This window comes from Streptomyces sp. RLA012 (assembly GCF_056270325.1).
This window is the reverse complement of sequence record NZ_JBWDPA010000002.1, coordinates 4597411-4611314: the sequence shown is the minus strand read 5'-3', so window position 1 is coordinate 4611314 and position 13904 is coordinate 4597411. Positions and strand designations below refer to the sequence as shown.

Genomic DNA, 13904 nt, shown 5'->3' with positions numbered 1-13904 from the left:
TCGGTCGGAGCGTGGGCTGGATACCGGTACGGCGTAACGCGCCGTACCCAGCCCCAGCCCACCCCGGCTACCCGGACACCCCCATGTCGGACGACGCCGTATCCGCCGCCCCCACCCCCCGCCTCCGGGACCGTCGCCGACGTATGCCGTGGGTCAGGAGCGCCACCGCCCCCGCCAGGCAGAGCCCCCCTATGACCAAGGGGATCACCGCGAACCACGGGGTTTCCCACAAACCGCCCGCGTCACCGGCGTATATGACGCCCGCGAGGGTGAGGAAGAACCCCGCCACCAGCTTTCCCGGCTGGAACTCATGACGTAGCACGGATCACCTCCGCCTGTCCCACGCCGACCTGGAGGTCCAGATCGAGCGTGCCGCCGTCCTTGCCGCCGGTGGCGGGCGGCAGTGTCACCTGCTTGTGCTTGCCTGGTTGCACGTCCACGTCCTTCTTGCCGTCGCCCGGCAACTGGATGTCCCCGACGCCCACATCGATGGTCAGCTTCACGGTCGCGTCCTTGGGGAGGATCACCTTCAGCCGGCCCGCACCCACCTCCGCGTTCGTCGACACCGTCTGGCCCTTGGCGAGGTCGAGGCGGGTGAGGTCGAGGGTGCCCACGCCCGTGCCGAGGTCGTAGCCCTGTCGTACGTCGGCGGCGGTCGCGGGCGTCCACTCCATCCGTATCCAGTGGGTGCTGATGTCCTTCGGCAGGGCGACGGAGCCGGCGATCAGGGCCGCCGTGATCACTGCCAGGAAGATCGACCCGGCGCCCGTACGTCCCATGAAGGCGCTGAGCGCGATCCCGAGTCCGAACACGATGAGCGCGCAGGCGAAACCGGTCTGCAGACTGGTGCCGAGCGCGTGGTCGTCCCACGTCAGGCCCGTGCCGAGGCCGCCGGCCAGGAGGGCGAGCAGGAACACCCAGCCGCCGATCCAGCGCGGGCCGCGCGGCCGCGGTTCGCGTGTCGCCCGGGTGTTCCGTATGTCCTGGCGGGGCATGCCGCGGGAGATGTTGACCGCTGCCTCGATGTCCCGGTCCCGGGTGTCCTTGGGGCCCCACAGATAGCCGGTGCCGCCGACGTGCGAGCCGTCCTTGACGATCGGGTCGCGCCACCAGGAGGGGTAGGAGGTGGGGACGGGCGGGGCCTGCGCCTCGGGCGGGGCGTCGGCCACGGCCTGGGCGGCGAGGGGGTCGGGGTCGGGGGCGCCGCGCTGCTGCGACCAGTACCCGGCGCCCGCGAGGAGCAGGGAGAGGACGACGGCGAACGTCAGCACGCTGCCGTTGTTCAACATCGACAGGAACACCCCGCAGCCGACCAGCGCGAACAGCACGGCGGTCAGCGCCTGGCCGTCGACGCGCCCGGTGAGGAGCTTGCGCACCTCGTTCTCGTCCTCGTCCTCGTACGGAACGAACAGCCAGATGAAGCCGTAGAAGATGAGACCGATGCCGCCGGTCGCGGAGAGCACCGCGAGCACGATCCGGAAGATCACCGGGTCCATGTCGCACTGCCGCCCCAGCCCGGCGCACACCCCGCCCAGCATCTTCTGCCGCGGGTCGCGCCGGAACCTGCGCGGAACCCCGGCCGCCTCCGCGGCGGTGGCCTCGGGCGCGGCCGCGGGCGGCACCGCGTCCCGCGGCCCGGCGCCCGACGGCGGGGCGCCCGGGCCGGGGCCGGGTGTCGGCTCCGCTGCCGCGTGCTGCTGATCTGTCATGCGTCCATGGTGACGGGCGAGCAGGCGTGAGGGCAGTCGGGATGACCCTGGCCGAACCCTGATATCGGCCCTGACGGCGCCGGAGGGAACCGTTCGACCGACGGCGTCTCGAAGATCAGGGGAGTCTCGGGGGTCGACCCTGATGCTCCGGTCCTCCGGCCATGTGAATATCGATGGCATGCCGGAAGCCGCCGCAGTGCCCCTCGACGACCCGCGGCCCACGCGCAAGCTCTACCGCAGCAGTGACGGACGCTGGCTCGGGGGCGTGGCGCGAGGGCTCGCCGGGCATCTCGGGCTGCCCGTGATCTGGGTGCGGCTGGTGTTCGTCGGTCTGTTCATGGCGGACGGGCTCGGGGCGTTGCTCTATGCCGCGTTCTGGTTCTTCGTGCCGCTCGGTGTCGGCGGTGTCGGCTCCGGGCGCACCCCCGCCTTCACCACCGAGACCGCGCCCGACGGCCGCCGCAGACTGGTGGCCCGCAAGCCGGACAAGGGTCAGATCGTCGCCCTGCTCCTCATGGTCGTCGTGGCCATGGTCTTCGTCGGCAATGTGAATCTCGGCGGCGGCGCGAAGGCCTATCTCTGGCCGACCGTCCTCGTCGGCGCGGGCGTCGCCCTGGTCTGGCGCCAGGCGGACAACGCGCGGCGGGCCCGCTGGGTGGAAGTCGGCCGCCGTCGCCGTACGCTCACGCTGCTGCGCTCCGCTGCCGGTGTCCTGCTCGTCACCGCGGGCGTCTCCGGAATATTCGTCCTGCAGGGCTCGGCCGCCCACCTCGGCTCGGTCCTCCAGGCGGCGCTCGCGGTTCTGGTCGGCATAGCGCTCCTCGCCGGCCCCTATCTCGTGCGGATGACCCAGGACCTCTCCGAGGAGCGTCTGATGCGCATCCGCGCCCAGGAGCGGGCCGAGGTCGCCGCCCATGTCCACGACTCGGTGCTGCACACCCTGACCCTGATCCAGCGCAACGCGGAGAACGCGAACGAGGTACGACGGCTCGCCCGCGCCCAGGAGCGCGACCTGCGCGCCTGGCTCTACAAACCGGAGGGCACCGGCAAGGACGAGGCCGACGAGCCCGCGACGCTCGCCGAGGCGGTCCGCCGCAACGCGGCCGAGGTCGAGGACAAGCACGGCGTCCCCATCGAGGTCGTCGTGGTCGGTGACTGCCCGCTCGACGAGGGCCTGACCGCACAGATGCAGGCCGCGAGGGAAGCGATGGTGAACGCAGCCAAGTACGGTGGCGAGGGCGGCGCGGTACAGGTCTATGCCGAAGTCGAGGGGAGAACGGTCTTTGTGTCCGTCCGTGACCGCGGTCCCGGCTTCGACCTCGACGCGATACCCGCCGACCGCATGGGCGTCAGAGAATCGATCATCGGCCGCATGGAGCGCAACGGCGGCACGGCGCGACTGCGCGCGGTGCCGGACGGCGGCACGGAGGTCGAGCTGGAAATGGAGAGGGCGGAGAAGACGTCATGAGCGACGCGAACGGGCCGACCGGGCAGGTCCCCGGAAGGGCCCCGGCACCGAGCGGGCCGGCGGATGCCACCGGCGACACGGCCGAGTCGAGGGCGGGGGGCCCCGTCCCGCCCACCGCCCAGCCCACCGCCCAACCCGTCGCCGAGCGCACGGCTGAGCCCGTCGCGGGCCCGGCCGCCCCGACCGGCTCGATCGACGCCGGTGCCGATGCCGGTGCCGGTGCCGGTGCCAACAGGGCTGCGGGGAGCGGAAGTTCGGCCGTCACCGGCGCACAGCAGGTGACCGGCGGAGTCCAACAGCCTGTCGGAGCCCTGGCGTCCGCCGGGTCCGCGGGCGTCGCCGGGCCGGTCGCTGCCGCGGGTGGCAGGCGCGTGCGGGTCGTGCTCGTCGACGACCACCGCATGTTCCGTACGGGGGTGCAGGCCGAGATCGGGCAGACCGAGCAGACCGGCGTCGAGGTGATCGGCGAGGCCGCGGACGTCGACCAGGCGGTCACGGTCATCACGGCCACCCGGCCCGAGGTCGTCCTGCTCGACGTCCATCTGCCGGGCGGCGGCGGCGTCGAAGTACTGCGCCGCTGCGCCCCGTTGATGGCCGACGCCGAGCAGCCGGTCCGTTTCCTCGCGCTGTCCGTGTCGGACGCCGCCGAGGACGTCATCGGCGTGATCCGCGGCGGCGCCCGGGGATACGTCACCAAGACGATCACCGGTGCGGACCTGGTCGACTCCATCTTCCGTGTCCAGGACGGCGACGCGGTCTTCTCGCCCCGCCTGGCCGGATTCGTCCTGGACGCCTTCGCCTCGACCGACGCCCCGCCCGTCGACGAGGACCTCGACCGCCTCACCCAGCGCGAGCGCGAGGTCCTGCGCCTCATCGCCCGCGGCTACGCCTACAAGGAGATCGCCAAGCAGCTGTTCATCTCGGTGAAGACGGTCGAGTCCCACGTCTCGGCAGTCCTCCGCAAACTCCAGCTGTCGAACCGGCACGAGCTGACGCGCTGGGCCACCGCGCGCCGACTCGTCTGAGTGACGCCGGTCCGGGCAGCGAGGGCGCCGGGGTCGCTACCAACGTTTCTCGGCGGGCCCCGGCCCCAGCGCTCGTAGCGCCCACCGGTAATGGCGTACGGCCTTCACGATTCCGATGAGGCCGGTCAGCCACAGGATCAGCCCGATCCCCAGGCCCTGGACGACATCGCTGTACAGGGCATGGCCGGGCTCGGCCCGCGCGGCCGCCGTGAAGGACGACCAGGCGCCGACCGCGCACACGCCGAGTGAGGAGAGCAGCCAGAAGAGGCTGAGACCGGCGGAGCGGAGTTGGGTGTCGGTCGTGGCGTGACGGTCCGACGCGGACCAGGCGTCGAGCAGTTCGTGCAGGTGATGGTCGCGGCGGACGGAGAGCGCGACGGCGGCGACGGTCGGGGTGAGCGCGGCCAGGCCCAGCAGGGCGAAGAGCGGACCCAGGACGAAACCCGTGGGATCGCGCTCCTCGAACTGTCGCAGCGGCAGCACCAGCAGGGCCCAGCCGACGATCGCCGCGAGTGCCAGCAGCCAGAGCAGCAGCACCCGGTGCACCCCGAGACTCCGCCGCCGTAGCTCCTCCAGCATCCGTCCCCGGTCGGTCGACAGCGCGGCCCGGTCCGGCCGGGTCCTGATGTGCGCGGGCGGCGGCGGAGAAGGAGGCAACGGCGAACCGGGCATCAGAACCTCTCGGACGACGGAACTTCAGTGCGCGCCGACGCTACCGTGATCCACTTCCACGCCCGCACCACATCGGAGCGGCTCCCGCGTCTTTCACGCCACCCGGGTGGCCCCCGCGAACGGCATCTCGTCGACCGGCGCCAGGCGCACCGGCGCCGACGGGTTCGGGGCGTGGATCATCTGGCCGTTGCCCACATAGATACCCACATGGCTGATACCCGAGTAGAAGAACACCAGGTCACCGGGGAGGAGTTCGGAACGTGAGACCCGGTGGCCGGCGTTGATCTGCGCGTATGTGGTCCGCGGCAGTGAGATGCCCGCGGCGCGGTACGCGGCCTGGGCCAGGCCCGAGCAGTCGAAGGCGTCGGGCCCGGTGGCGCCCCAGACATAGGGGCTGCCGAGCTTTCCGTACGCGTACGAGACGGCGGCCGCCGCACGGGAGTTCGGCGCCGCCACGGAGCCGGACGACGACGCCGGGCCCAAGTCCCGCATGGCGGAGCGCGAGGCGCGCTGCTCATCGGTGAGCCCGGACAACAGCTGCCGCGCCACGTCCAGTTTTCCGGTGATCGTCTTCTTGGCGCGCTTCAGCTCCGCCTGGCGTGACTTGAGCGAGGCCAGCTCGACGTGCGCGGCCCCGCGCAACTGCTCGATCTCCCGCAGCTGCTTGCGTACCCGGGCCACGGCCTGCGCCTGACGGCTGTCGGCCCGTTCGGCGAACGCGGCACCCTCCAGATACTGGTCCGGGTCGTCGGAGAGCGCGAGCTGCAGCGCGGGGTCCAGGCCCCCACTGCGGTACTGGGCCGCCGCCATCGAGCCCAGCGCGTCCCGAGCCGAGTTGAGCCGGTCCTCCTTGCGCGCCGCCTCGTCGCGCAGCGCCCTCAGCCGCTGCTCGGCCTTGTCGGCCTTCTCCTTCGCGCCGTCGTACTTCTGGGTGGCGATCTCCGCCTCCTCGTACAACTTGTCCACCTTGGCCTTCACCTGTGCCGGTGACAGCTGCGGATCCGCGTGCCCCGTCCCGTCGAACCCCGTCGCCGTCGCCGCACCCGCGAGCGCGATGGTCGCGGCGGTGCGGGCCGTGTTCCTGCCGAGCGAGCGCTGTCTGGGCTTGCGGTGCACTGCCACGAGGGCCCACATCCTTCCCGGGGACTTCCGTAACGACCGCCGGGGACGAGCGCGGTCGGCGGGGACGCGTCCGGCGGCGGCCCACACAGGGGGAGCGGGCCGCCGCCGGACCTTTCTCGGCGGTGGTGGCCGACTGCCGCCCCTGGCCCGGGCGGCGGTGGGGAGCCGGTCACCTGGTGGAGGACGCTAAACCTGAGAGTGATGTCTCGGTAACTCCATGTACGGAACTGGCACCAGTGGATCGCCGGGTGACCGTATGTGGCCGTGATCCCGGCCCGAGGGCGTCGACTTCACGCTGTGTGATGATCGATGGGGCGGTTCGGGCGCGGCCGAGCGTCCCAGGTGCTAGGGGTGTACACGGGGTGGCTCGGTGACAAGGGGGCCTCAAGGGGTGGGCCGGTGACAAGAGGCGTCGGTACCGCCGATTAGGCTCCGGCTCCATGGACGTACTCATCCATCTCTTCGTCGGCCTGCACATCATCGGCATCGCCTCGCTCCTCGGCGGTTTCCTCACCCAGATGAAGGCGATGGGCCAGGGCGCCGCCCGGTTCGTCCCCGCCATGCTGCACGGTGCGCTGACCATGCTGGTCACGGGCGTCGTCCTCGTCGGCCTCAACCAGGCCGACGACCACTCGGTCAACACCATCAAGATCGGCGTGAAACTGGCCCTGCTGATCGTGATCCTCGGCCTGGTCTATGTGAAGCGGGACGACGAGAAGGTGGAGAAGGGCCTGTTCGGGCTGGTCGGGCTGCTGACCACGGCGAACATCTTCATCGCGGTGCTGTGGACCTGACAGCTCCTCCAGGTCCACGGCTCTCTCCCCTCAGGTCCACGGCTCCCTCCAGGGCCGCGGCTTCCGCGACCACTGTGCCTCCCGTGAGCGCCGTGCCTTCCGCGAGTGCTACGCCTACGCCTCCCGCGGGCGCGTGACGGTTCCGGCCGCCACCACCAGCCACGCCGCCACCGCGATCCACAGCAGCACCTGTCCGAGCCCCTTGAGCCACAGGACGTCGAGGGCGGTCGCGACCGACAGGGCCGCCACCGCCGTCATGCCCATCGGGAACACGGTCGCCCAGCGCCGCACGTCGTGGCGCAGGCGAGGCCGCAGCAGTTCCGCGACGGCCAGGACGACGTAGAAGCCCAGCGCGAGCGCGAGCAGGCCGCCGCTCACGCCGTGCAGCACGCGGTTGTCGTCGTCGTTCCACAGGTACGGGTTCGCCCGGTGTGCGCCGATCAGCTCCGCCCCGGCCAGCGCCGAGATGGCCAGCGCACCGCCGGCGATCCAGTGGTCCCCGGCCCCCACAGCGACCTCGCGATAGTCGAAGTACAGCAGCGCCACCACATACAGCACGATCCCCAGCCAGAACAGCACCAGCGCGGCGTGCGCCAGCCAGTCCGCGCGTACCGCCGGGGCGAGCGCGGCGGCCAGCACCGCGAGCCCCTCCGTGGCCACACACCCGAGGAACACCGCTCCGGGCGTACGAGGCCGCAGACGCCGTACGACCAGGAGGAGCAGCCCGGGCCAGAGCACGGCCGACAGGGCGAGCAGGGCCTCGGCCGGTACCTCCCAGCCGAGCGCGACCAGCCGGGTGCCGAGCACGGTGGTCGCCGCGACCGCGGTGAGCGCGGCGGGCGTGCCGGCCTCCGTGACCCACCGCTCCCGCTCGCGCAGCAGCCGTACGACGAAGTCCGCGGCGAGCCCGAGCCAGCCGAGGGCCGTCAGGGCCAGCGCGATCCGGGAGAGCGTCTCGTGGCCGGTCAGCCGCAGCCCGACCGAGATGATGCCGGTGGCCAGCACGGCGGCTCCGGCGCCGGGCGAACACTCCGCCCACCCGGTGCGCAGTCGGGCCGACCAGATGCGGGGCGGGGAGGTGGCTGGCATGGGCCCGATGCTAGGGACCTTCGAGCGGGTTGCCCGCGGGGCACGCGCGCGTGGAGCTCGATCAGCCCTCACGCGCGCGTGCCCGGCGCCGTAGCGCTACGCCGGACGCACCACGCTGTGGATGATCGACTCGCCGCCGTAGAAGATCGACTCCTCGCGGACGTACGCACCCGGCTTGGGCGCGTGGATCATCATGCCGTTGCCGATGTACAGGCCGACGTGGCTGATGTCGTCGTAGAAGAAGACGAGGTCACCGGGCCTGATGTCGGAGAGAGGGACGGTGCTGCCCGCTTTGACCTGGTCATAGGTGGTGCGCGGGAGGCTGACGCCCGCGGCCTTCCAGGCGGCCTGGGTGAGGCCGGAGCAGTCGTACGAGCCCGGCCCGGTCGCGCCCCACACGTACGGCTTGCCGATCTGGGTGCGGGCGAAGGCGATGGCCTTGTCGGCCTTGACGGTGTAGGAGGCGTCGGTGGCCGAGGTGCCGGTGGTCCCGGTGGTGCCGGTGGTCCCCGTGGTTCCGGAGGTGCTTGTGGTGCCGGAGCCCGTCTGCTGCTGGGCCGCCGCCTCCTGGGCCTTCTTCTCCGCCGCGGCCTGTTGCTGCGCCAGCTCCGCCGCCTTGCGGTCGGCCGCCTCCCGCTTCTTCTGCTCGATCGCCGCGAGCCGCGCCTTCTCCTCGGCGGTCAGCTTGGAGAGCAGGTCGCGCGCCTCCGCCAGCTTGCGCTGCACGTCGGCCTTGGACGTCTTCAGCGCGCTCTGCGTCGTGGTGAGCGTCTGCAGGCTCTCGGAGGCCTCCGCGCGCTTCTTCGTGGTGGCGGCCTGCTCGGTGACGTAGTCGTCGACGGCCGCCTTCTGGCGGGTGGTCAGACGGTCCATCAGCTGGGTCTGGTCGAAGTAGTCCTGCGGATTGTCGGCCAGCAGGAAGCTCGCGGTGTCGGGGGCGGCGGCACCGGTGCGGTACTGGGCCGCGGCGAACGAACCCAGCTCCTCACGCGCGGTGTTCAGCTTCTCGGTGCGCTGGGCCACGTCGTCGAGGAGGGAGTCGACCCGCTTGCGCTGCTGCGCGGTCTTCTCCCGGGTCGCGTTGTACTTGTCGGTCGCCGTCTCGGCCTGGTGGTAGAGGTCGTCGACCTTCTTCTCGACCTCTTCGACGCTCGGCTTGGAATCGGCCGAGGGCGCGGCGTTCGCCGTCTGGGAGAGCAGGGCCACGGAGGTGAGGGCCGCCGTGGCGAGGGCAGGGGTCCGTATACCCGCTATGCGCGTACCCATAGGACTCCACTTGCGATGCGACGCCAAGAGAGGCGACTCCTTCCGTCCTCCGCCTACCGAGTTAGCTGTCGGGTTCGGGCGGGTGCTTCCGGAAGGTTTGCCCTACGGTCCTTGCCCCGTGGGACAATTGGACCGATTCACCCCAAAGTCGGTTGGGTCCCCGGCTCCGGCTGCCTCGTGGGCGTACCGGACTCGGCGGAGACCGCACGGCCCGACGACGTTCGCCGGTTGCTGTCGAGCGGTCTGCCGGGCACGCTAGCCAACTCATAAGTGTTCTGTGAAGTTTGATGTGCGATATGCCCGATACATTTTCGTGACCTTGATGTTGGGTGCCGCTGGTCGTGGCTGACCGTAAGGGAATGGATCTAGGCGGTGACGGCGGGGTGCGGAGGGGGAGGGACGGCCCGCGGCCACGGAAAAACCGGTCGGGTTTCCAGGGTGGCCGCGGGTTGTCAGTGGGGCGGCCTAAACTCGGAGAGCGATGAGCAGCCTCTTTGACGACAGCTTCCTGGCGGACCTCCAGCCCTCCGGGGCCCACGAGGAAGAGCCCCCGCCGCCGCCCGAGGACGGGGCGCCGGAGCCGCTTCCGGACGACTTGTTCGGCGGCCGTTTCGACGTGCCCGCGAGCCGGGACGCGTACTACCGCGACGGCGCGCCCCGCCCCGCCGTGGACCCGGCGGCCCTGCTGGACGGGCTGAACGAGAACCAGCGTGCGGCCGTGGTGCACTCCGGCTCCCCCCTGCTCATCGTGGCCGGCGCCGGCTCCGGCAAGACCCGGGTGCTCACGCACCGGATCGCGCATCTGCTGGGCGAGCGCCAGGTCCACCCCGGCCAGATCCTCGCGATCACCTTCACGAACAAGGCCGCGGGCGAGATGAAGGAGCGCGTCGAGCACCTCGTCGGCCCGCGCGCCCACGCGATGTGGGTGATGACCTTCCACAGCGCGTGTGTGCGGATCCTGCGCCGGGAGAGCAAGCAGCTCGGCTTCACGTCGTCCTTCTCGATCTACGACGCCGCCGACAGCAAGCGTCTGATGGCGCTCGTCTGCCGTGATCTGGACCTCGATCCGAAGCGCTTCCCGCCGAAGTCCTTCAGCGCCAAGATCTCGAACCTGAAGAACGAGCTGATCGACGAGGAGGACTTCGCCGCCCAGGCCGCCGACGGTTTCGAGAAGACCCTCGCCCAGGCCTACGCGATGTACCAGTCGCGGCTGCGTGAGGCCAACGCGCTCGACTTCGACGACCTGATCATGACCACGGTCAACCTGCTGCGCGCCTTCCCGGACGTCGCCGAGCACTACCGCCGCCGCTTCCGCCACGTCCTGGTCGACGAGTACCAGGACACGAACCACGCGCAGTACGCCCTGGTCAGGGAGCTCGTCGGCCCGGCCGCCGCCGACGACCGGCCCGAGGACGTGCCGTCCGCCGCGGGCGACCTCGGCCCCGCCGAGCTGTGCGTCGTGGGCGACGCCGACCAGTCGATCTACGCCTTCCGCGGCGCGACCATCCGCAACATCCTCCAGTTCGAGGAGGACTACCCGGACGCGACGACGATCCTCCTCGAACAGAACTACCGCTCGACCCAGACGATCCTGTCCGCCGCCAACGCGGTCATCGAGCGCAACGAATCCCGCCGCCCCAAGAACCTGTGGACCAACGCGGGCGCCGGTTCGAACATCACCGGGTATGTCGCCGACACCGAGCACGACGAGGCCCAGTTCGTCGCCGACGAGATAGACCGTCTCACCGACGCGGGCGAGGCCAAGGCGGGCGACGTCGCCGTCTTCTACCGTACGAACGCCCAGTCCCGTGTCTTCGAAGAAGTCTTCATCCGTGTCGGCCTGCCCTACAAGGTCGTCGGCGGCGTCCGCTTCTACGAGCGCAAGGAGGTCCGGGACGTCCTCGCGTACCTCAGGGTCCTGGCCAACCCCGAGGACTCGGTCCCGCTGCGCCGCATCCTGAACGTCCCCAAGCGCGGCATCGGCGAGCGCGCGGAGGCCATGATCGACGCGCTCTCGCAGCGCGAGCGGATCAGCTTCCCGCAGGCGCTGCGCCGCGTCGACGAGGCGTACGGGATGGCGGCGCGGTCGACGAACGCCGTGAAGCGGTTCAACACGCTCATGGAGGACCTCCGTACGATCGTCGAGTCCGGCGCGGGCCCGGCGACCGTCCTGGAGGCGGTCCTGGAGCGCACCGGCTATCTCGCCGAGCTGCAGGCCTCGACCGATCCGCAGGACGAGACCCGTATCGAGAACCTCCAGGAACTTGCCGCCGTGGCACTGGAGTTCGAGCAGGAGTCCGGCGCCGCCGAGGCCGCGGAGGGCGACGCGGGGGCAGGCCCGGGGACGGGAGTGGGCGCGGGAGCAGGCGCGGGAGCAGGCGCGGGCGCGGCGTCCGGTGGGCTCTCCGCCTTCCTGGAGCGGGTCGCGCTCGTCGCCGACTCCGACCAGATCCCGGACGAGGAGGACGGCAACGGAGTCATCACCCTGATGACCCTGCACACCGCCAAGGGTCTGGAGTTCCCGGTCGTCTTCCTCACCGGCATGGAGGACGGCGTCTTCCCGCACATGCGCGCACTGGGCCAGGTCAAGGAGCTGGAGGAGGAGCGGCGCCTCGCGTACGTCGGCATCACGCGCGCGCGGGAGCGGCTGTACCTCACCCGGTCGTCCATGCGCAGCGCCTGGGGCCAGCCCTCGTACAATCCGCCGTCCCGCTTCCTGGAGGAGATCCCGGACACGCACCTGGAGTGGAAGCGCACCGGTGCGACCGCTCCCGTGTCCTCGGGGCCCGTCTCCGGTGTGGCCGCGTCGCTGTCCTCCTCGCTGTCGTCCTCGCGCTCGCGGTCCACGGCGTCCGGCGCCTCCGGCTTCGCGACGCGCCGTGGGGTCTCCGAGAAGCCGGTGGTCTCGCTGGCGGTCGGCGACCGGGTCACCCACGACCAGTTCGGGCTGGGCACGGTGGTCGGTGTGAAGGGGACGGGTGCGAACGCGGAGGCGACGGTCGACTTCGGCGAGGCGAAGCCGAAGCGGTTGCTGCTGCGGTACGCGCCGGTGGAGAAGCTGTAGCTCCGGGGGCGGCGGCTCGGGAGCCCGGCGGATCGGTGGGGTTACCGGTTACGTCGGGTCCAGGTCGTGGCTGCGCAGCCACGGCAGCGGGTCGATCGCCGAACCGCCGGCGGGACGGACCTCGAAGTGCAGATGCGGCCCGGTCGAGTTCCCGGAGTTCCCGGAGTACGCGATCGGCTCACCGGCCTTCACGACCGTCCCCGACGGCACCCTGTAGCTGGAGAGGTGGCAGTACCAGGTCTCCGTGCCGTCCTTCGCGGTGACGATCGCCATGTTCCCGTACGCGCTGTTCCACTGCGTCCGTACGGTGCCGTCGGTCGCGGACATCACCGTCGTGCCGTACGACACCGGGAAGTCGATGCCCGTGTGCACGGACATCCAGTTGATGCCGGCCTGGCCGAAGTACGCGCTGAGGCCCTTCTGCGTGACCGGAAGGACGAATTTCGGCCGCAGCCGCTCCTTGCGGGCCGCCTCCGCCGCCGCCTTCTGCTTCTCGGCGACCTGCTGAGCCTTGAGGTCGATACGTTCCTGCGTCCGGCTGGCCCGGTCGGCGAAGTCGTCCGCACCCGCGGAAAGGCCCTGGAGCTGGGTGTCCAGTTTGTTGTTGGCGGCCGAGGGCTTCACCGCGGTTCCGTCGGACGCGCTGAGGGTCGTGTCCTTGCTGTCGCTCCCGCCGACCGTGCCCACGGAGGCGGCGGCGATCCCCGCGACCCCCATCACACAGGCCGAGGGGACGGCGACGGTCAGCAAGGCGGAACGCTTCGCCGGGGTGCGACGGCGGGAACGGGAGGCCGACCGGTTCGCGGCGCGGGGCGCCGGGATGACCTCTTCCATGTCGTCGAGCAACGGCGTGTCGTGCGTGTCTCCTGCGTCCTCGAACTCGTCCTCCGCGGCGGCGGGTTGCTCGTACGTCACCTGTTCGAAGGTGGCGGTCGCCTGCTGGTCGAAGGGCTCGGGGTCGACGTCGGACTCGGGCGCGGGCTGCTGCTCGTACGCGTCGGTGGACGCCTGCTGCTCGTACACCTCGGTGGACGTGTGCTGCTCGTAGGCCTCGTGCGGCTCGTACGCGGTGTGGTCGCCGGTGCCGTTCCACTGCGTGGCGTCGTACGCACCCGTCTCCTGGGTGTGCGAGGTCCACTGCTGCGTCTGGCCGGTCTGCTCGGCCTGGAGCCAGGCGGCCGCGTCCCACTGGCCCGAGATGTCGGGGCCCGGGTGCTGGGCGGGGATGTCGGCGAGCTGCTGGTAACCGGTCGCCCAGGCGGTCGCGTCGTAGGCGCCGGTGTCGTACGCGGCCTGGTGCTGTGCCGCGTACGGGTCGTAGTTCGGCGTCTGGTGACTGCCGGTGTGCCACTGGGTGGCGTCGTACGCACCCGTGCCGTCGCCGCCCGACATGTCACCGAAGAGCGGGTCGCTCTGGAAGCTCGTGGTCTCGAAGCTCCCGGTCGCGTAGGTGCCGGTGGGGTAGCTGTCGTACGTGGTGAAGTCGCCGTACTGGGCTTCCTGGCCACCGTACGACGCGTAGTGCGCCGAGGCGGCATCGGAAGCCGGAGCCGGGGGAGTTACGGTCCCCGACGGGTGACGGTCGTTCACCAACTTCTCTTTCGCCTCGACAACAGGGGCTGGCAGAGCAGTGCGGCGACTGTACCCGGCAGTACGCGGGCGCGACAATCTTCGGCAGGTTTCCTCCGCTCGGGA

The 13904-nt window shown here is 71.0% G+C and carries 11 protein-coding genes and 1 riboswitch; of the genes, 4 read left to right on the top strand and 7 right to left on the bottom strand.

Going from position 1 to position 13904, the window contains the following annotated elements:
- Positions 1-67: 67 nt before the first annotated feature.
- Positions 68-322 (bottom strand): hypothetical protein, encoded by a 255-nt coding sequence (locus RV986_RS20820; RefSeq protein WP_475918864.1) that lies wholly within the window; start codon positions 320-322, stop codon positions 68-70.
- The gene (locus RV986_RS20815) at positions 309-1709 is read right to left on the bottom strand and encodes a PspC domain-containing protein (RefSeq protein ID WP_475918863.1); all 1401 of its coding nucleotides are present in this window, start codon (positions 1707-1709) and stop codon (positions 309-311) included. Before RV986_RS20815 ends, RV986_RS20820 begins: the two co-directional genes overlap by 14 nt.
- Before the next feature lie 142 nt (positions 1710-1851).
- Here RV986_RS20815 and RV986_RS20810 point away from each other — a divergent pair, with 142 nt between their 5' ends.
- Together RV986_RS20810 and RV986_RS20805 are read left to right on the top strand one after the other, a co-directional pair.
- Positions 1852-3177 (top strand): ATP-binding protein, encoded by a 1326-nt coding sequence (locus RV986_RS20810; protein WP_475918862.1) that lies wholly within the window; start codon positions 1852-1854, stop codon positions 3175-3177.
- 311 nt (positions 3178-3488) lie between these two features.
- Complete coding sequence (locus RV986_RS20805) at positions 3489-4202, top strand: LuxR C-terminal-related transcriptional regulator (protein ID WP_475924358.1); 714 nt, start codon at positions 3489-3491, stop codon at positions 4200-4202.
- 36 nt (positions 4203-4238) lie between these two features.
- Here the strand turns inward: RV986_RS20805 and RV986_RS20800 are convergent, their stop codons facing one another.
- Positions 4239-4859 (bottom strand): hypothetical protein, encoded by a 621-nt coding sequence (locus RV986_RS20800; protein WP_475918861.1) that lies wholly within the window; start codon positions 4857-4859, stop codon positions 4239-4241.
- A gap of 108 nt (positions 4860-4967) precedes the next feature.
- Complete coding sequence (locus RV986_RS20795) at positions 4968-5996, bottom strand: C40 family peptidase (RefSeq protein WP_475918860.1); 1029 nt, start codon at positions 5994-5996, stop codon at positions 4968-4970.
- A gap of 440 nt (positions 5997-6436) precedes the next feature.
- Here RV986_RS20795 and RV986_RS20790 point away from each other — a divergent pair, with 440 nt between their 5' ends.
- Entirely contained in the window at positions 6437-6790 is a 354-nt protein-coding gene (locus tag RV986_RS20790) for a hypothetical protein (protein WP_475918859.1), read from the top strand.
- A 114-nt stretch (positions 6791-6904) separates the two neighbouring features.
- Here the strand turns inward: RV986_RS20790 and RV986_RS20785 are convergent, their stop codons facing one another.
- Both RV986_RS20785 and RV986_RS20780 read right to left on the bottom strand, forming a co-directional pair.
- Positions 6905-7879, bottom strand: a complete 975-nt coding sequence (locus RV986_RS20785; protein WP_475918858.1) for a tellurite resistance/C4-dicarboxylate transporter family protein — start codon at positions 7877-7879, stop codon at positions 6905-6907.
- Between the two features lie 96 nt (positions 7880-7975).
- Positions 7976-9172 carry a C40 family peptidase gene (locus tag RV986_RS20780; protein ID WP_475918857.1) on the bottom strand — a complete coding sequence of 399 codons (1197 nt, stop codon included), beginning with the start codon at positions 9170-9172 and terminating at the stop codon, positions 7976-7978.
- A gap of 8 nt (positions 9173-9180) precedes the next feature.
- Positions 9181-9353: riboswitch (cyclic di-AMP (ydaO/yuaA leader) on the bottom strand.
- A gap of 273 nt (positions 9354-9626) precedes the next feature.
- Here RV986_RS20780 and RV986_RS20775 point away from each other — a divergent pair.
- A complete protein-coding gene (locus RV986_RS20775) occupies positions 9627-12209 on the top strand; it encodes an ATP-dependent DNA helicase (RefSeq protein ID WP_475918856.1) in 2583 nt (860 codons plus the stop codon).
- A gap of 48 nt (positions 12210-12257) precedes the next feature.
- On the opposite strand, the gene RV986_RS20770 is transcribed toward RV986_RS20775, so the two are convergent.
- Positions 12258-13799, bottom strand: coding sequence for a M23 family metallopeptidase (locus RV986_RS20770; protein ID WP_475918855.1), 1542 nt, complete (start codon positions 13797-13799; stop codon positions 12258-12260).
- Positions 13800-13904: the final 105 nt, after the last annotated feature.

Coding starts and splice junctions, on each gene's coding strand:
- RV986_RS20785 (WP_475918858.1), bottom strand. CDS start 7,879: ATGCCAGCCACCTCCCCGCCCCGCATCTGGTCGGCCCGACTGCGCACC.
- RV986_RS20775 (WP_475918856.1), top strand. CDS start 9,627: ATGAGCAGCCTCTTTGACGACAGCTTCCTGGCGGACCTCCAGCCCTCC.
- RV986_RS20815 (WP_475918863.1), bottom strand. CDS start 1,709: ATGACAGATCAGCAGCACGCGGCAGCGGAGCCGACACCCGGCCCCGGC.
- RV986_RS20810 (WP_475918862.1), top strand. CDS start 1,852: ATGCTCCGGTCCTCCGGCCATGTGAATATCGATGGCATGCCGGAAGCC.
- RV986_RS20790 (WP_475918859.1), top strand. CDS start 6,437: ATGGACGTACTCATCCATCTCTTCGTCGGCCTGCACATCATCGGCATC.